Origin of the sequence: Chitinophaga sp. W3I9 (genome assembly GCF_050434025.1) — a bacterium.
Lineage (GTDB): Bacteria > Bacteroidota > Bacteroidia > Chitinophagales > Chitinophagaceae > Chitinophaga.
The window spans coordinates 6,010,582-6,028,565 of the sequence record NZ_JBNPWC010000001.1; the positions used below are offsets into that span (position 1 = coordinate 6,010,582).

The following is a 17,984-nucleotide window of genomic DNA, read 5'->3' on the forward strand; positions in this document are numbered from 1 at the left end:
TGATAGCTACGATTTATTATTTACAAGGTATACAAAACATACCCAAAGGCAGGTATGGGGGCTATATTGTCTTGCTAACAGGGTTTTTATTTGTGATTACATTGGTATTAGATGTAATTTTCAGGCTTACCATCAAAAGCCTTCTAACAATTTGGATTGTAGAAGCAGTATTGGCTTTTATTGGCCTCGTTGTCCTTTTGGTTTGACACGGAAAATATGAAACAGCATTTGCTCAGTAAAGAAAGATATTGCCATAGTATGAAAACATCGCCATCAAATATCTTGATATTTCTTTTCTTTCTAAACACTTCCGCTATGGCACAAACAGATACTTCTTTCAACCAATTTGAAAAAACCTATACCGCATTTGTTGATAACAGAACGCCCTTTGCCACTTTTTCGGTAAAAAAACTAAGTAGAAAGGAATGGGAAAATTCGAACACAAAAACTGCGGGTAACAAGAACACCTTAATCACACCTGTATCAAAGGGAGCTACCACATTAACCGGAATAAGAGTTGTGGAAGAGATTTATACAACCGCACCAAGGGGTAAAGGAGAACGTGTAGGGCAAACCATCGCCACCAACCTGCAATTTAAGGGACAATATTACGGAATAAAAAGATTGCTTGAGATAAGGATAACAGAATGGAAACCGGCGGAGGTTAAGCTGGTATCGTACCGCGAACTATGGCTGAAAATAAAATTGCTACACCCGAATGATAATGGCGATAAGGTTATTGAGAAAAGTACCTACGATTATATCAGGCTAATACTTCCATTTGATGATAAGCAATAGAAAAACAATCCACATCCATATCGTTTGGCCATACATTCTACGCCACAGCCCTTTTCTGAGTTTATTGGCGCTTATATTTTAGTAAATCGGCCTGTTGCTTGTCCTCTTCCGAAAGTGGTCGTCCTGTTCTCCCGGTGATGGTAAGCAATTCCAAATTTGGCAAAACGATGTTTACATAATCGGAGTCATACGTGACCTCTGAGCCTTTGGGTAAACGATAGCCTAGTAAAATGTAATCGTCGGCCAGCGTTCCCCTGATAAATGTGCTGTCGGCACCAATCATCACCTCACCAATACAGGGCCAGCCAAATACCAGTTGTTGATGGGTAAGCGTAACGTTCCATTCATTGTGCAAGCCAACCCTGATAATATCCTTTACCTGTAAATTGAAAAAACGGGCAGGTTTTGATAAATGAACGGAGTCAATATCGTTCAATTGTGCCTCTTTCCTGTAGTTCATATCAAACTCCGTAGCATAAAAAACAGTATCTCCGGCCGAAAGGACAATGCCGGCTGTAGTTTCGGGCTGCTTCAAGATATAAGTATGTAGCATTTTTTGTGGCCTTACCTCCGGTTTATTGATTCCATTATCTATTAATCCGCCCGGATCCCATACCATTACCACCATCGGAAATAACAGCACAGTAGCGCCAATACCCGAAATCCATCTTATACCCGGTTTGCTATTTCTGTGGAGGCAAGCCCAGAGCAGTAAAAAAGCTATTGGTACAGTAATGTACCAATAATAAAAGGTGTAAAGCAGGTACTTCCCAAAAGGGCCAAAGTTAAGATCCATAATTTATCAGTTTATTGCAGTTGCAATAGCGAGATAGGGTACTATTACGCTAGCCGTTTCCTATGGTACAGGAATCGAATTTCCTTTTGCTAAATTTAAAGCAAATAGGTAACGATAGCTCTCTGTAAAATCTCCTAAATGCTATCGCCCTACTCAATCATTCGGTGATCGATTTCTCGTCACAGATTAGTAGTCCGGGTTACGCTTAAAAAATTACTAATGAGATCCAATACCTCATCAAAATTTGTCTCCAATACCTTGTGACCGCCATCAAGGACCTTGCTGCGGCACTACAACCGCCATGCTGTTGGCGTCCAACAACTCGTAGAGCACCGGTGGAGCGGTATTGGTAGCAGTTACCGTGATCTTCCCGTCTGACTGGCAAACACCATTTGTTACCGAAACGATTACATTGGGTTTCGTCTGTGAAAATACAGGAAAAGTTGATATGGTAGTCAACATCAGAATTGTCAGGACAACAACCTGGTAAATGCAGCGTATACCAAGTAAAGGTATCTCCATAAGAAAGGGTTTAGTCTCACAGAAAGAAATATTACGTTCGCGGTATAAAGCTGAAGAAATGAATGTTAGACAACGGGCCTTCAGTGTAACCTTCTAGATAAAAAAGGATGGACCTAAACTGCAGGAGTAAAGGAAAACTTCTTTTAACCCATAACGGTCAAATATTTCTGTCCGGAGCAAATAAAGATTTCTTCATAAACAGCCTGTTTTACTGAATAGGAAAGGATTATAAAACCGAAGTACTGGTAGAAAAAAATACCGGTAATCAGGTATTGTACTGACATGGTTAATTTAGTTGCTTTGTTTAAGCAAAAGGCAAAAAGCTTATATCGAATAGACATAAACAAAAATGTTTTAAGCTGCTTACTACCAAAACATAACCTAATCATTAATATAGATGAATTTTAGATTCCATGATAAGGTATTTCTGAGATTACCACGCTATATAATCCACAAAAAAACTTTCGCTGCGGATTTGACTATAGAAATGATGATGAAGGATGTATTCTTTTTGGAAGCTGTTTATGTAGCTTCTCCCGTCGTCTATGATAAATGCATTAAATTTCAGACAAACGCTCTTACTTCCGCTGATGTTGATATGTTAGAGCTTACTCTTGCCAAGTACTATACCAGAATGTCAACAAGAAGTACGCCTTTTGGTTTATTTTCTGGAGTGGGAATAACCTCCTGGGGCAAGGGGGACGTTGTTTTTAATCCTGGTAAGATCCGTTGGAGAAGAAAAGCAAGATTAGATTTCCATTTTTTAGCTGCTACAATCAAAAAAATATCAAATTTAACTGTTGCAAAGAGATATTCAGTATACTTTCTAAATAATAGCGGTTACAAAATAAATAATGAATTCAGGTATGTAGAGTTTTTTCCATATGGATTTGCCAGGAAGTATCAAATTGCCGCTATAAAAATATCCGGCCTCATCGAAGAGGTATTTGACTTAACGATCACAGGAGCAACTTTTATAGATCTTGAGCGTTTTCTTGTTAAGAATGGCATCGATGTTAAAGCTGCAAATGAATTCCTCGATTACTTAATTGAAAGTAAGGTGCTGACCTCCGCTTTCGAGCCGTCCCCTGTTGGTACTGATATTCTCCAACAAATTTCAAATAATATTAAAGCCCTTATCGGTTTAGATCTTCCCGATCGCGAAATGAGAGAATTACACGATGCTATGGACTTTATCAATGCTTTGCGCTCGGATCTTCAACACGTAAATGAAAATAATACATTAGGCGTAGGGGCATACAAAAACTTATATCAAAGGTCGAAATTGATAATACCTAACCAGGTCGAAAGTAATCTTATACAGGTAGATTCCTTTTTTGAAGGAGTAGAGGAAGCAGTTAGTGCGGATTACAAGGTGCTGTTAGCGCAATCATTTACTTTCCTAAATTCATTTTTTGAAGGAAATAATCAGGATAAAGAATTAAATCTTTTCTCACAGCAATTTTCAGAAAAGTATGGTGATCGCTTTATGCCCCTCAACCTGATCATGGATTATGATAGTGGTCTTGGTTATCCAGTTAGCAAAAATTTCGGGTATTCGCCGTTTGTAAATGATATTGACCTTCACCAATCGCCTCGTGAAGCTATAAGCATCAAATGGAACTACAGTAATCGGCTGCTTTTTAAAAAAATAATGGCCGGCAGGGATAATCGGGCGTATGAAATATCTTTGACAGACAATGATCTGCCGATCAGGGAAAGACAAACGAACAATCTGCCGTCCACTCTCTCAGCTCTTTTCAGATTGATCAATAACGATTCGTATAAAATTCAGCTGGAAGGCTTTTTTGGTCCCTCAGCTGTAAATGCGATTAGTCGCTTTGCTTACATAAAAACAGATATTGCTGATTTAGCGAAAGATATTATATCATATGAAGAAAATGAACTGGTAAATTGTATTGATGTTGAAATAATACACATACCAAGCGACAAAGCTGCCAATATTGTCCAACATCCAGATTTTGGGCAATATAATCTCGCATATCTCGGGAACTCCAACAAGTCGGGAAAGTATTCGGTAAACATTAATGACCTCTATTTAAAGTGTATGGATGGAGTGTTGTTACTATGGTCAAAAAAGTTAAAGTGTTTTGTGCGACCAAGGCTTAATTCAATGCATAATTACAGTTCGAGCAACTTACCTGTATACCGCTTCCTGTGCGATTTTCAAAAGCAAAATTTGAAAAATAATATTAGTTTCCAGTGGGGTGATCTTCTTCATTGTTTCGAGTTTTTCCCGCGCGTAACTTATGGCAAGGTAATTTTATATCCTGCGATGTGGAAGTTGGATAGATCGGACCTACATTGTTTTTATAAAAATGATGGTGATAAGTCAATAACTGAATTAATAGAGGAGTTCGTAAACAGATTCAGGTTTCCAAGATATGTGGTCTTAGCTGACGGAGATAATGAACTGTTGATTGACTTTGAAACGCAGATCACATTCAGGTTCCTTCTGAAAGCAGCAAAGAATCGTTCTCAAATATTAATCAAAGAATTTCTTTATCACGAAGACGAACATACAATTTCAGCCAATCAACTCATGGGGACTGTATTAATCGATGGTTCAAAGGAGTTCAAAATGTATCGAAACTTCCCCCATGAAACCAGAATGGAGCCAGGCAATGATGCACCCGAACCAGAATGGCTATACTTCAAAATTTATTGTGGTGAGAGTTCAGCAGACCACGTCCTCCTAAATTATCTTAAACCTGTGACAGACTTACTTATTGAAGCAGGTCTTATAACGATGTGGTTCTTTATTAGGTATTATGACCCTTACTTTCATTTACGTTTTAGAGTTAAGCTGATAGATGATAGCAACAAGGGAAAAGTTTATGAAATAATTTGCCGGTATCTGCAGAAAGCTGTCCAAATGAACCTGGTTTCAAGGCTAAGTACAGACAATTATATTCGGGAATTGGATCGCTATGGAGATAAATCCATCGACCTGACAGAAGGTATATTTCATCTTGAAAGTATTAATTTCCTTGACTTCCTTGTTAATTTTAATTCAAATGAATGGGAAGAAAAGAAATGGATGTTTGCGGTTGTCTCCGTTGACTCATTTTTTAACACTGCTGGGTTTAGCTCTTCTGATAAAGTAAGTCATTTAAAAAAAAGTTTGGATGCTTTTTACATTGAGTTCAACGTAGGCAAGGAGGAAAAGAAAGCTTTAAATTTAAAATATCGAAAACATAGGGATAAGCTACAGGAGCTATTATCAAATGACAAAAAATATGACCGCAATGATTCAGATATTTCTTTCATTAAGCATATTGTATCGGCTAATCAAAAGGGTATAGCTGGATTTTTGTCTCATTTTCCTGAGAAAAAAAAAGAGAACGCTGTTTTTTTTAGTGAACTCCGATACTTTAGTAGTGTTACCCACATGACTCTAAATCGCGTTTTTTCATTCAAACCAAGAACTAATGAGATGGTTATTTATTACTTTATTTATAATTACTATTTATCTCATATCGCGATAAATAGCAAAAAATAATTTCTTTAATAGAAATAAAAGCGGATGTCGAAAAGCTATCAGAGTAGACGCAATTTTTAAACCCAGAAACTATGTTATTAAAAGAAGAATGCAAACTTGAAATGGATGATTTAAAGTCATTGTCAATTGAAAAGAGAACCGTAACAGAGTTAACCGAATCTGATATGGCTTCAATTGATGGAGGGTCGACTGTATGGTGTTTGCTGGCAAACCCAGTTGCTATGTTCACACTAATCCCTGAATGGTAAACATCCTGGAGATAAGGTACAGTCCCTTCAATCGGTCTGTATCTTATCTTATTAGGACAAATCACCATGCAGGGCACTTCAATTCGAACAGCATAAGTTGGAGTATGATAATACTAATAATGATTCTTATCCTTAACCCGGAGAAGTTTAAGAAAGTTGATTACAGATAAAGCTGCTGATTGGTTTAATACAAAAAGAATGGAAGATGGGAATTAAAATTAAACAGCATGATCCATTTGATTGTGGCGCTGCCTGTTTGGTTAGTGTTTGTTCTTATTATAAACTTAAAATCTCAATAGCAAGCGTCCGTAGTCTAACCAAAACGGACCTTAGAGGCACAACGGTTCTGGGAATCGTCAAAGCTGCCAAAAGTATGGGATTTATCTCTACAGCATACGCAAATGCACAATTGATTGATTTGGAAGAACGAAAAGAGCCAATTGTTGCGCATGTATTCATCAGTAGGCAACCCCATTATGTAGTCATTTATAAAACTACAAAAAAATATGTTAAGGTGATGGATCCCGCTTATGGTACAATCATTAAATATAGCCATAAAGATTTCCTGAAAATCTGGAGTGGAACGCTGATCACGCTAACTCCGGATGCTGAATTTGAGACTGGTAATTTTACCCGGTCGCATGCTTCTCACTTTTGGTCTCTTATAAAACCTCAAAAATCATTGTTTCTCCAGGTGCTGTTTGGTGGAATAATCTATGCCACACTTGGTGTTTCCACCTCAATTTACGTGCAAAAAATTACAGATTATGTAATCCCCAGCTCCAATAATAATCTTTTAAATCTATTGACTATAATAATGATTATTATCGTGGTGATGCAAGCTTTTATCAATCTTTCCAAAGAGCTTTTAATTATACAAATAGGGAAACTAGTTGATGTAAAATTGATATTAGGATATTATAAACACATTATTTACCTGCCTCAGGCATTTTTTGATGGGATGCGTGTAGGAGAAATTATCAGCCGTGTAAATGACGCCATTAAGATCCGGAGTTTTATAAATGAAGTCTGTATCAGTATCTTTCTAAACGGGGCTATTGTCATGTTATCCTTGGTTTTAATGGCTATTTATTCCTGGAAACTTGCACTGCTGATGTCCCTGATTATACCTCTTGCGATTTTACTTTATTTCTTCAGTCATAGAATTAACCGAATCTATCAGAGAAAAGGAATGGAGGCATCGGCAGTTTTGGAGAGCCAACTTGTCGAATCAATAAATGCTTCAGGTACCATCAAAAGATTGGGCTTAGAAAATTATGTGAACGAAAAAACGGAAAATAGTTTTATCGTCTTTTTAAGAACCATATACCAAGCTTATACTTCAAATTCTTATATTAAAGTAATAAGCGACCTGGTAAATAAGGCACTTATCGTTCTTCTGTTTTATTTTGGGACTTTCATGGTTACAGACGGTGTAATTACTACCGGAGAGTTGTTTTCCTTCTATAGTCTCCTGGCGTACTTTACCGCCCCTCTTTTTGCATTAATTGCATCGAATAAACAAATTCAGGAAGCAGTTATTGCATCTGACAGGCTATTTGAAATTATGGATTTAAAAACAGAGGCCGAAAATCAGACCAGCAAGGTTGATCTTCAAACTAGTATGATTGGAGATATTACTTTCAAAAACGTCACTTTTCGATATGGTAACCGTGCAATTATTCTGGATAATATATCCCTTCTTATTCCTCATAGAAAATCAACCGCAATAATAGGGAATAATGGTTCAGGTAAAAGTACAATCATGAATCTTTTACAAAACATGTATCCTATTGACGCAGGAAATGTACATATAGGAGCGTACAGTCTAGATACCATAAGCAATCACTCTTTAAGGAAAATGATAGGAGTTGTCCCTCAAAAAATAGACCTGTTTGCCGGAACTATTATTGAAAATATTACAATAGGCGAGCCCCACAGGATAGATTATGAAACCCTGATGAAAGTCTGTAAACAGATTAACTTACTATCTTTCATAGAAAAACAATCTAATGGTTTTAACACCTACATTGGAGAAAATGGAGTTTTGCTATCGGCCGGCCAAAAGCAGAAAATTGCTATTGCCCGGGCTTTATACAGAAATCCTGAAATATTACTTCTCGACGAGCCAACTTCTTCGCTCGATAAGGGTGGCCATGATTATGTGACTGAAATAATCAGGAATTTTTCGAATGAAAATAAGACAGTCGTTGTAATTTCACATAACCTCTCAAATATCAATGTTTTTGACAATATTATTGTTATAGATGAAGGAAAAGTCCTTATTGAAGGAGGATCTCATCAGGACTTGTTGAATAATTCTGCTTTATACAAGGAATTTATCAGTAAGAAGTAATATGGAGAGATGGAAGCCAGGGATGTCAAGCGTCTAAAAGATCTTAAATCAGAACATACTGAGCTCAAAAAGGTAAGCCGAAACATCGAATCCGCACCTTGACAGACTAACAAATAGTCCAAAAACAACAAAGCCCGCGACTAGCGCGAGCTTTGTAATCTTCCATTGAACCATTGGATATTTTCTATTGTGATGCTAGACCTGCGAACCTAAAGTATGCAACAATTGCTGACAGGATAAAAACTACAATCAACATTGGGAGCATTTTGTATTCTTTCTTCCTGACGTGAACAACCATACCTGCTAACATGATTGAGCAAAAGGCTGCCGCTGCCATAGGTGTCATAATTGGTGCAATGCCTGAAAGCCATGGGACTATAATGCCGATACATCCTAATAATTCCAGAACCCCTAAAATTCGAATTGGTATTATAGACCTGCTCGGTTTCAAATGTCCGTCTGCGATGTGCTTTTCTTTACTTCCTGCAATTTTTCCATAACCAGGCAAAATAAAAAATGCAGAGAGAAGCCCCTGTATTATCCACAAAATTATATTCATCTTTTCATTATGAAGTTAAAAATAAGCTATTGAAAGCGTTGATTGATGAGCACAATAAGATGTCCGGAAGACTTCCAGGTTGTCTCATCGAAAGATTCTACTAAATAAAACCTTCTTTATTCTTAACTTCTGATTAACCCTTTCTAGGCTGATCTAACCAAAGATTGACATCTTCCATTCTATGGAGCAATTTGTGATAAATTAGGCAAATATAATAAATAACTATGCGACCAAGAGTATCGCAAAACAACAGATTTAAATTATTTCTGACCTCTTTGCGGGAAAAGACTATAACGATGAAGGTTGGTACAATCCGATTCGGATTTTCATATTTTAGTAAAAGCTGAGTACCCTGAAATCGGGGCTATACCAAAGGGACTCAACTAAAAAGAAAACCCCGCGCCAAGCGCGAGGTTTGAAATCTTCCAGTGATCCCCTTGGGAGTAGCACGTATCTTCGTAATGTCTTGTAGTATTTGTGTTTGATAGTGGTGAGCGATTATTGCTAACCGTTATGCTAACCTTGTTTGACAAAATATTCGTGACTTGCAAGAATTGTGATACAACGAAAATACAAAAATAATCTCATAAATAACCATCTTCCAGTTCCCCAACGGCGTAGCCAAGCTCTATACTAGCCACCTTTTTAAAATCATCAATCCACAAATTCCATTCATTAGCTTCCATATTTGCACAAATCTGCAAACCCGCAGGTTCTACAGAAGCACAAACCATTTTGATATTATCACTATCTTCAAAGCTAAACCAATGAGGGATGCCATTACCCGAAAAACCCATCCAACCCGGCATTTTACTATAGATTATTTGAATTTTCCGGCAAATTTCCTCCGATGAATCAACCCAGATATTGAGGGTCGCATCCTGATTGGGAAAAGTATTCATATTAACGTTGTTTCTTAAATATTACTAGGATTAACTTTACGCAATCTATACCTCATCTCATTTCGAATGCCTTCATTAGAACATTTCGAATACTCTTCTATAAGGCTAATGGCCTCCTTAGTATTGATTGAGAATAAAATCCAACTAAACCATTTTGCAATAACTTCATGATCTGAACAGGTGTACTCCAAATAATCAAAGTTGCTATCTAAAGCCATCTTTACAAATGGAATAGTTGATGGGCTTTTTATCTGCTGAAGAGTCATAGCAATCATTTGATGCAGATAATGCTTTGGGCTTACAAGTAATTCATTTAGTAAGTCTACCTTAGATTCGTCAATAACAATTTCACCGTCCTCTATATCTTGTAGTAATTTGATTTGTTCTCTAGTCATAAAATGAATATACAAAATGGGTTTATCAATATTCCGATAAAAGGCAAATATAGTCATAGCCAACGGTATAGCCAGCTATGTTTTGGTAATACCAAAACCCTTAAACTTTTCATGCTATCGCATTCAAAATTCATTGCTCCGGCCAGTCTGTTGTTTCGTCCTCTGCAACATCTATTAGTTCCATCAGACCTTGTATATCCCAAATAATATCATCCATATTGAGAGGAATAACGTCCAATGAGTAAGAAGCGTAGGTCATGAAAACTTCACGGAGATTACGATTAACACGCTTTGCCGGATGATATTCAAAAAATTCTCTCACCGCCTTTTTAAACTCTTTACTGAGCGTTAGTTTAGTATTCATAGCATCTTATTTTTAAAATTGCCCGGAAATGCTGTCTTAATACGTCCTCCCCCATCAGGTAGCGAAAGTATTGAAAGTAACACCTGAAGCGATTAAGAACTTCAGTGAAGAAGCGGCCATTAACTTTGTCAATAACTTCAACGATAGCAGTGTTAATAACGGCCCGTTGAATAATTATCATTGTACTTTCAACCCGCTTGATAAAGTCATAGAACTTTATGAACGACTGCTTACGAGTGAAAGAGAAAAGAACGACTTGACGGGTAAGCAAGCTAAGAAATAGCATTTAGATATTATTATCTCCATAAACTTGAGCCACTGTAAACAGTGGCTTTTTTCTTTTCACCGGCACCCCAACCTTCTCTTTAATCTCCGCTGCATTTTCCCTTCGCCGACCACCGGGAGCGAAGGGCAAGCGGTTTTTGCGTAGCAAAAACACCGCTTGCTAACGGAGCGAAGAGCCGTTCAACCTCCGCAACCGGATGGCGAAGCCGGACGGTTTATCTCCGCATACAGGTTGCGAAGCTGCCTGTATAATCTCCCTGAACGGTGGCAAGGCCGCCGGTTCAATCTTCGCAAACCGGTAGCAAGGCTACACGTTTTATCTGCTCCCCTATCTGCCCCCAAGCGTATTTGCCGGAGAAAAGAAAAAGCAGCATCCCACAAAACACAAGTGCCTTATGACCAGATGTTCTTTCCGATGCAGCCTGGTAGTGTTCCACCGTTGCAAAAAACATTTGGTCATAAGGCACCAGCCCGCGGCAGCGACACCTACTAAAGTACCTACTGTGCGATATTACAAGCTATTCAAATCCGTTTAAAACCCATAATACAGTTAAAAATTATCTTGGCTTTTCATTGCGTGTATCAATGCAACTATATATCGATTGATTACAGCATTAATATCAGGTGATAGTTTCTCAGCTCTTTTTTTGTTGAACAACATCTGTTCGTAATTAAAGTCGGGAACGCGAAGGTCTGAGCTTGGCTTAATAAAATCTGTAATCTCGTATTTAAACTTCCCGTCTTTAACTTGTATATTGGTATTTGCATAAAACTCTTGGTAAGTCTTAACAAGAGTACCTCCTTTGGCATCGGTCTGAAAAATTCCTCGAACCGTTATCTTTCCTAAATCCTTATCATCGAGCTTAACAACATCTTTAAAATTTGGGAAAGCTGTTGACAGAAAGGATTTAGCTCTTAAATAAAGTTCCTCCTTACTAACCCCTGAAACACTATCAATCCCTGTGTAATTAATCCTGCCATTTCTTATTGGCAGTTCGCCAAGATAAGAATCCGGGGAATTGTTTTGTCCCAGAGCAGTAAACGGTAAAAAGAAAAAAAACAAAAGGAACTTCTTCATAAGTATATCTATTTAATTTGAGGCTGAATAAGTGGCTACATTCAATAACTAGCGGAATATATTGAGCAAATATAAAAGAATAAATCATCTATAAGCATATCATAAGAAGAAATTTATTAATACAAAAAAGCTGGATGATTCATATTCAAAGAATCACCCAGCTTAGATATAAGCAAATATTTTACCCTAAAAACGGTATATTGACTGTAGCCCGCGGCAGCAACACCAGGTTAAACCGTCCGCTGCAATCCCACTACAGGAGCAGCCAACCGGTCACGTAAAGCCCGCATATTATTACTAACCTTCTGCTGCGTAATCTTCGCATAAATCTGCGTTGTACGAATACATTTATGCCCTAACATCTGGCTCACCGTTTCAATAGGCACATCATTTTCAAGCGTCACCGTGGTTGCAAAAGTATGTCGGGCGGTATGTGTCGTTAAATGCTTTTTAATGCCACATACGATGGCTATTTCTTGTAGATAGGCATTATACCGCTGGTTACTATTAACGGGCAATAAACGGCCGTATGCCTTGCAATACAGGCTTTCTTTGTACCGGTCTATTATCTCCAACGGAATCGGCAAAAGCGGTACCCGTTCCGCTGTATGGGTTTTCATCCTGTCTTTCATAATCCACTTTTCGCCATCAATGCCGATGACAAGGTTATCCGGGGTCAGATGGAGTACATCTGTGTAAGCATAGCCCGTAAAACAGCAGAACAAATAAATATCCCTTACCTCTGCCAATCGCGGGATCAGCTCTTTGTTGTACAAGGACATAATTTCATCCATTGTAAGCCGCTCCCGTTGCGGTTCTTCATAGCTACCTTAAACCCGCTCAATGGGCTAACGACCAACCAGCCCTGATCTACGGCCAATTTGAGCATCTGTTTTAAAATCTTTACATACTTCATAGCGGTGTTAGATCCTATCTCCTGCGCGGTCGTGAGAAAGTGTTCAAAATCCGGGGCAAAAGAAAAACGAATTTCAGAAAGCGGCTTATCTGAAACATGGAAATGAGCTTTAAGGAAGGCTATTACCTTCTCTTTCGTAATCTCAAAGCGTTTCAGCGTGCGCCCTGACTTCATTCCGGCTTTCACCTTCTCTGCAAACCGGCGGTTATGGAAGTCTATTGCTTCGCATAATGTCCGCGAATGCTCCGTAATTCCAGCAAAGGAATTTTTCACGGATTGAACGGTCACTATTGAACCCGACGTAACTAAATGGCTGTAATGCTTGTGTAGATTAGCTTTCAGGGTGAGCAACTGTCGGTTGATTGCTTGTGCTTCTTCGGAGTTGCCTTTAACACATTGGGCGGAGGCATTCCATAACGCCGGGATTACATACTGATACGTGGAAAGTTCTGCACGTTTGCCGCCTACGCTGACGCGAAGATAGATAGCGGGCTTATTGTTTTTAGTACGGCTCTTATTGAGCCAGAAAAGAACAGAAAAACTAGTCATACGACACTTGTTTTAAGTTAACCAAAATTGTTTCAACTTCACTGATCCTGACATCACTTAACATTGGTCAAACGCAACACGGTGCATCATTTGGGGCTTGTGACGGTTAGCACAATTTAATAATTATCCTGCTAACCGCAACGCTCACTTTTCTACCCTTACTTATCTTTTCACAACTTTACCACTAAAAACAAAAAAACCTTGTAGAATCAGCTTCTACAAGGTTTTAATTACGTCAGAGTATTTACTTTTACTCCTGATGGTGATCCCCTTGGGACTCGAACCCAAGACCCATACATTAAAAGTGTATTGCTCTACCAACTGAGCTAGGGAATCGTTTCATTTAATGGGAGTGCAAAAGTAGGAATTAATTTAAAACTTCCAAATAATTCTTAAAAAAAATGCTAACCCCCATGCATACACGTACATCAAATCCCTATCTTTATACCTATGGCAACTCCTAAAGAACTACCCGAACTTTTCTTCGAAACCCAGCAGCAGTGGGAGAAATGGCTCGCAAAGAATCATGCCCAGGAAGATGGCGTATGGCTGCGCATGTATAAAAAAGATACCAAAATCCCTTCTATTAATTATGCCCAGGCACTGGAAGAAGCGTTGTGCTACGGGTGGATCGACGGCCAGTCGAAGTCAGTTGATGAAAAATCCTTTATACAGAAATTTACGCCGCGGCGGGCTAAGAGCATCTGGTCGGAAAGGAATACAAAACATATAGAGCGCCTTACGGCGGAAGGGAAGATGAAGCCTGCAGGTATCCACCAGGTGGAGCTGGCAAAGGCCGATGGCCGCTGGGAAAAAGCCTACGCTACGCAGAGTGAGGCAACGGTGCCGGACGATTTTATGGCGGCATTAAAAAAGAATAAAAAGGCGGCGGCTTTCTTTGAAACGCTGAACAAGCAAAATAAATTCGCTATTTACTTCCGGTTACAAAACGCGAAAAAGGCAGAAACAAGGGCGAAGCGTATCGTCGATTTCATCGCAAAGCTGGAACGGCACGAAAAGTTTCACTGACCGGCCATTCCAGCTGTAAAAAAACTATATCATTCCATTACTATGCGGCAGCTTTGCGGGAATAGCCTGTGCCACCCGCCAGTGCTCGGCCAGCAATCCTTCATGTAGCCGGTATATATCGTAACAAACTACATCTGCAGTGGAACATTGCGCCATTACAAAGTTCCCCTCTCCTATGATGCGGTGAACCCTGCCGTTTTCCAGTACTGAATAACCCATATCATGTGAAAGATAACCGGGCGACAGCAGCGCGGCATCAGGCTCCCGGAGGTATTGTTCTACAATGACCTTGTTACCGGCAGTAAGATGCAGGTCAGTGATGGCAGTGGCGCCCTCCGTTATAGACGCATTTTGCGGCTGTTCCTGCGTGGCATCCCAATGCTCTGCCAACTTCCCCTCTTGGAGGCGATAAAGATCCACAACTGCCACGTTTTTGCCCATAAAAGCCACATCCATATGCAGCATTACGTAATCGCCATCCTCGATGGCACGCACTACGGGCGATTTTGCCTCTGCAGGAGCGGGTTGCTGCTTCAGGTACGCCAGCGCCTCCAGCAAACCGGCCTTGCCGTCTTTTACCATAGGACTGTGCTGGATGTAGGAATCATGAAGATAAGTATCTATTACACCGGTGTTGCGCTCCCCGATGAGGTGTTTGAATGCGGCCAGTACAATGGCCTTATTGGATATTGATGACATGTAATTACCTGGTTAAATGTGCCCGTAAGCACCTGTTTGCATTAAAATAGTGTGGAAATATTAAAGAAAGGAAACCCTGTCCCTTTCCGGGGAAAACCGGTTTTTGGTAACCGGGAGGAGATATGTGGTGAAAATACTGATGCCGTAAACCTACTATTTTCCCGGCAAATCAGCTGCATTTAATTTCGACTGGATAAAAAAAAGCGCGTCCCGTGGCAGGACGCGCTTTCAAAAAGTTATCTGGATTACCCCATTGCGTTACTATAAATTCCATTGGCCTCTGCCTTTGCTTTACGCACGTAATCACGCATCGTACCGGCAGATTTCTTTACGGAATCTTTGGCGTCTTCCAGTAAATCCTGTCCCTGTTGACGTTTTCTGAGATATAAGATAACCAGGGAGGCTGCAGTACCTACAGCTGCTGCTGCAAACAATATCTTTTTCATATTTCAGTTTTTAGTCCGAAAACAGAAATCCAATAGTCATGCCAATAGCGGCACACACAACCGTTAGAAGATTTCTTTCCCAAAAGGCGTAAAGCTCAGGCTCATCAGCTTAAAATGCTGCCGGCCCCAGGGAATGCCGATAATGGTGATAGTGAGCAGCAGACCGAAAACCAGGTGCGTGAGCGCTATCCATACACCGCCGATAAGGATCCAGATAATGTTGAAGATCGTGGCCAGGCAACCCGTTTGCCCCGGCACGTCTCTCACCTGCCGGCCAAATGGAAACAAAGTAAAGAAACCAATCTTAAAACACTGCAATCCAAACGGAATACCGATAATCGTCAGGCAAAGGAGAAAACCGCTGACCATATACTGTATAAATGCAAAAAAGCCCCCGAAGATGAGCCAGATGATGTTACCAATTAAGTTCATCTTTCAAATGTAAATAGGTTAAGGCACATTTGGAGGACGCGGGACAATTTCTCTCAAAAAAATACCCTCCTCCTTTTTAACCCGGCAATAATACCGGGATCAGAGAAATACCGTCCCAGTTTTTCGCCAATACCGTTTTCCCTTTATTTGTTACGGTCACCTTCCATTGCCCGCCCAAACGTTTCACGGTAATATCCATATCCGCGCCGAAAGCCCTGATATGGCGCAAAGCCATCTGGTTCCAGGCGGCAGGCAACCGCGGACACATGTCAAAACTCCGCAGCCCCGTGGGAACAATTCCAAAAAGCCCTTCGGTAATCACGCGGCAATACAACGCGCTCTCGCCCGACAAGTGACGCTGATCCCCTTCCGGCCACGCCTCCACCGGGTATGGCACATGCTCACCCAATAAACGCTGACGGGTATAATACGCCAGGTATTTCAGGGTGGTATCAGTAGCCCCCGCAAAAAATAACCCACGGAAAGCATACAGTGTGGAGCGGTCCCAGAAAGTATGATCACCGGCCGCAGTGAGGATACCGTTCCGCGTCCACAAATAAGGCGATAACAGCGCTTTCATGGTCGCATCCCGGCGTTGATTAAGCCCCATCACCAGCGGCAAACAGATCCAGGAGCGCAGCACAGTGTTCTCTTCGTAATAACGGTAGGTATCAAATCCCTGTACACGGCGACCAAAAAACAATTCCATGTCGCGGCCAAGCTGCGTAGCCCGTTTGTTATACAATGCGGCCGTATCGCGATAGCCCAGTGCTTTAGCCAGGTAAGCCGCACCCTGGTATGCCCCGTAAGCCAGGGCATTGGTGGAAAGATTAGCCTTGCCCGCAGGGAAACGTCCCTCCAGCTCATCGGCATCGGAAGTAATGATCCCATCTGCCCTTTTGTGCAGCTCCAGGTATTGCAAACACCAATTAATCAATGGGTACAACTGCTGCGCCATAGCAGTATCGCCGGAAGCCAGTGCAAACCTGGCGGCTCCGTAAGCAATCATGGCCTGATCACCCCGGTCGCCAGCCCCGTTCCAGTACCCATCCCCTTCCGCAATAATGGAACTTGGAATGGGCTTAAAAGCGGGGTTCATATAAGTGGCAAATAAACGGAAACTGTTGGCGGCCGATTCATTACCGTTGAGATTTCCCAGGAAAGGAAAAAACGGGTTGGCATATTCTGCCTGATCATTGGCCCAGATAGCGGCATAATAGGCCCCTCCACCCGGACCGTGCATCAGTCCGGCCTTGGTGTCATAAATACTTTCCGTTGCCCGCAACTTCGCAAAATCGAAGCCGCGGTTAATAGTATCATCAGGTGTTTCCAGCACAAGGTTCCGCATCAGCTCCTGCACAAAAGCTTCCCGTCTTCCCAACTCATAACCCGGCGAAAAATGATAAGCAGGCATACTCATTTTACGGGCGGAATAAATTATCGCTACGGAATGCTTCTCTCCGGGCTGCAAATCAAAGCTGCCATACCCGGTTACTTCCGAACGGATGGCATATTCGCCGTACACGCCTTTATCAGCCTCAGTATGCTGCTCTTTCACAAGGCTGTCCACCTGCACATGGCAAACACGGCTGCCATTATTCACCAGCTCGCGCAATTGTATAAAACCAGCCTTATCTACAGAAGGGAAAAGCAGATCTGTTACCCCCACCGCTGTATTACTGCGGGAATGAATGCGGAGCATTCCTTTGAGATAAAAACCAACAGGTATAGACCGGAGCAGCACACCATCTACCGTCACCGGCGGCAGCTCACTACCAGTAAAATCAACTTTCAGGCTGGCATGGGTATTATTGGGAATGGTGCGCAGCATCGGGAACACCAACTGTTTTTTTAACAGCAGTTCCCGCTGTTCGTTTGTACCATAGGTGATGATGGCCGACAGTTGCTTGCCGCTCATTTCAATGTGATCGGTATGCGGCCGGGAATCTTTTACGGTCCAGCGGATACCGCCATCTGCGGCCAGTTCCCAGCGGGCTTCCTGCGCGGTTGCGTAACAGGAAATGCCCGTTAACAGGCAGCTGAGTAATAACGTGCGAATATGATTCATGTATCATCAAATTAAAAAA

The 17,984-nt window shown here is 40.9% G+C and carries 18 protein-coding genes and 1 tRNA gene; 5 read left to right on the forward strand and 14 right to left on the reverse strand.

The window, feature by feature from the left end; all coding sequences use genetic code 11:
- The first annotated feature begins 216 nt into the window (after positions 1 to 216).
- Positions 217 to 798, forward strand: coding sequence for a hypothetical protein (locus tag QFZ51_RS24410; protein WP_429049925.1), 582 nt, complete (start codon positions 217 to 219; stop codon positions 796 to 798).
- A gap of 61 nt (positions 799 to 859) precedes the next feature.
- Here QFZ51_RS24410 and QFZ51_RS24415 read toward each other — a convergent pair whose 3' ends face one another.
- Positions 860 to 1,594 (reverse strand): hypothetical protein, encoded by a 735-nt coding sequence (locus QFZ51_RS24415; RefSeq protein WP_429049926.1) that lies wholly within the window; start codon positions 1,592 to 1,594, stop codon positions 860 to 862.
- A gap of 270 nt (positions 1,595 to 1,864) precedes the next feature.
- Complete coding sequence (locus QFZ51_RS24420; protein ID WP_429049927.1) at positions 1,865 to 2,116, reverse strand: hypothetical protein; 252 nt, start codon at positions 2,114 to 2,116, stop codon at positions 1,865 to 1,867.
- 397 nt (positions 2,117 to 2,513) lie between these two features.
- On the opposite strand from QFZ51_RS24420, the gene QFZ51_RS24425 reads away from it, so the two are divergent.
- From QFZ51_RS24425 to QFZ51_RS24435, 3 genes are all read left to right on the forward strand, one after another.
- Positions 2,514 to 5,639 carry a lantibiotic dehydratase gene (locus QFZ51_RS24425; RefSeq protein WP_429049929.1) on the forward strand — a complete coding sequence of 1,042 codons (3,126 nt, stop codon included), beginning with the start codon at positions 2,514 to 2,516 and terminating at the stop codon, positions 5,637 to 5,639.
- A 71-nt stretch (positions 5,640 to 5,710) separates the two neighbouring features.
- A complete protein-coding gene (locus tag QFZ51_RS24430; RefSeq protein ID WP_429049931.1) occupies positions 5,711 to 5,887 on the forward strand; it encodes a hypothetical protein in 177 nt (58 codons plus the stop codon).
- A 205-nt stretch (positions 5,888 to 6,092) separates the two neighbouring features.
- Positions 6,093 to 8,243, forward strand: coding sequence for a peptidase domain-containing ABC transporter (locus QFZ51_RS24435; RefSeq protein ID WP_429049933.1), 2,151 nt, complete (start codon positions 6,093 to 6,095; stop codon positions 8,241 to 8,243).
- Positions 8,244 to 8,427: 184 nt separating this feature from the next.
- Here the strand turns inward: QFZ51_RS24435 and QFZ51_RS24440 are convergent, their stop codons facing one another.
- The 8 genes from QFZ51_RS24440 to QFZ51_RS24475 all read right to left on the reverse strand — a co-directional run bounded on the left by QFZ51_RS24440 (position 8,428) and on the right by QFZ51_RS24475 (position 13,627).
- On the reverse strand, positions 8,428 to 8,802 hold the full coding sequence (locus QFZ51_RS24440; RefSeq protein ID WP_429049935.1) for a DoxX family protein: 375 nt from the start codon (positions 8,800 to 8,802) through the stop codon (positions 8,428 to 8,430).
- A gap of 584 nt (positions 8,803 to 9,386) precedes the next feature.
- Positions 9,387 to 9,704, reverse strand: coding sequence for a hypothetical protein (locus tag QFZ51_RS24445; protein WP_429049937.1), 318 nt, complete (start codon positions 9,702 to 9,704; stop codon positions 9,387 to 9,389).
- 14 nt (positions 9,705 to 9,718) lie between these two features.
- Complete coding sequence (locus tag QFZ51_RS24450; protein ID WP_429049939.1) at positions 9,719 to 10,099, reverse strand: hypothetical protein; 381 nt, start codon at positions 10,097 to 10,099, stop codon at positions 9,719 to 9,721.
- Positions 10,100 to 10,229: 130 nt separating this feature from the next.
- On the reverse strand, positions 10,230 to 10,463 hold the full coding sequence (locus QFZ51_RS24455) for a hypothetical protein (protein WP_429049941.1): 234 nt from the start codon (positions 10,461 to 10,463) through the stop codon (positions 10,230 to 10,232).
- 835 nt (positions 10,464 to 11,298) lie between these two features.
- Positions 11,299 to 11,826 carry a DUF4468 domain-containing protein gene (locus QFZ51_RS24460; protein ID WP_429049943.1) on the reverse strand — a complete coding sequence of 176 codons (528 nt, stop codon included), beginning with the start codon at positions 11,824 to 11,826 and terminating at the stop codon, positions 11,299 to 11,301.
- Positions 11,827 to 12,056: 230 nt separating this feature from the next.
- Positions 12,057 to 12,602 carry a site-specific integrase gene (locus QFZ51_RS24465; protein WP_429049945.1) on the reverse strand — a complete coding sequence of 182 codons (546 nt, stop codon included), beginning with the start codon at positions 12,600 to 12,602 and terminating at the stop codon, positions 12,057 to 12,059.
- A complete protein-coding gene (locus QFZ51_RS24470) occupies positions 12,584 to 13,291 on the reverse strand; it encodes a phage integrase SAM-like domain and Arm DNA-binding domain-containing protein (RefSeq protein ID WP_429049947.1) in 708 nt (235 codons plus the stop codon). Before QFZ51_RS24470 ends, QFZ51_RS24465 begins: the two co-directional genes overlap by 19 nt.
- Before the next feature lie 260 nt (positions 13,292 to 13,551).
- A tRNA-Lys gene (locus QFZ51_RS24475) sits at positions 13,552 to 13,627 on the reverse strand.
- Between the two features lie 114 nt (positions 13,628 to 13,741).
- Between QFZ51_RS24475 and QFZ51_RS24480 the strand changes: the two genes are divergently transcribed.
- Complete coding sequence (locus QFZ51_RS24480; RefSeq protein WP_370907624.1) at positions 13,742 to 14,320, forward strand: YdeI/OmpD-associated family protein; 579 nt, start codon at positions 13,742 to 13,744, stop codon at positions 14,318 to 14,320.
- 24 nt (positions 14,321 to 14,344) lie between these two features.
- Here QFZ51_RS24480 and QFZ51_RS24485 read toward each other — a convergent pair whose 3' ends face one another.
- The 4 genes from QFZ51_RS24485 to QFZ51_RS24500 all read right to left on the reverse strand — a co-directional run bounded on the left by QFZ51_RS24485 (position 14,345) and on the right by QFZ51_RS24500 (position 17,965).
- The gene (locus tag QFZ51_RS24485) at positions 14,345 to 15,019 is read right to left on the reverse strand and encodes a nuclear transport factor 2 family protein (RefSeq protein WP_429049949.1); all 675 of its coding nucleotides are present in this window, start codon (positions 15,017 to 15,019) and stop codon (positions 14,345 to 14,347) included.
- A gap of 245 nt (positions 15,020 to 15,264) precedes the next feature.
- Entirely contained in the window at positions 15,265 to 15,465 is a 201-nt protein-coding gene (locus QFZ51_RS24490) for a hypothetical protein (protein ID WP_079472574.1), read from the reverse strand.
- Positions 15,466 to 15,528: 63 nt separating this feature from the next.
- Complete coding sequence (locus tag QFZ51_RS24495; RefSeq protein ID WP_429049951.1) at positions 15,529 to 15,897, reverse strand: YccF domain-containing protein; 369 nt, start codon at positions 15,895 to 15,897, stop codon at positions 15,529 to 15,531.
- A 76-nt stretch (positions 15,898 to 15,973) separates the two neighbouring features.
- Positions 15,974 to 17,965 (reverse strand): hypothetical protein, encoded by a 1,992-nt coding sequence (locus QFZ51_RS24500; protein WP_429049954.1) that lies wholly within the window; start codon positions 17,963 to 17,965, stop codon positions 15,974 to 15,976.
- Between the last annotated feature and the right edge of the window lie 19 nt (positions 17,966 to 17,984).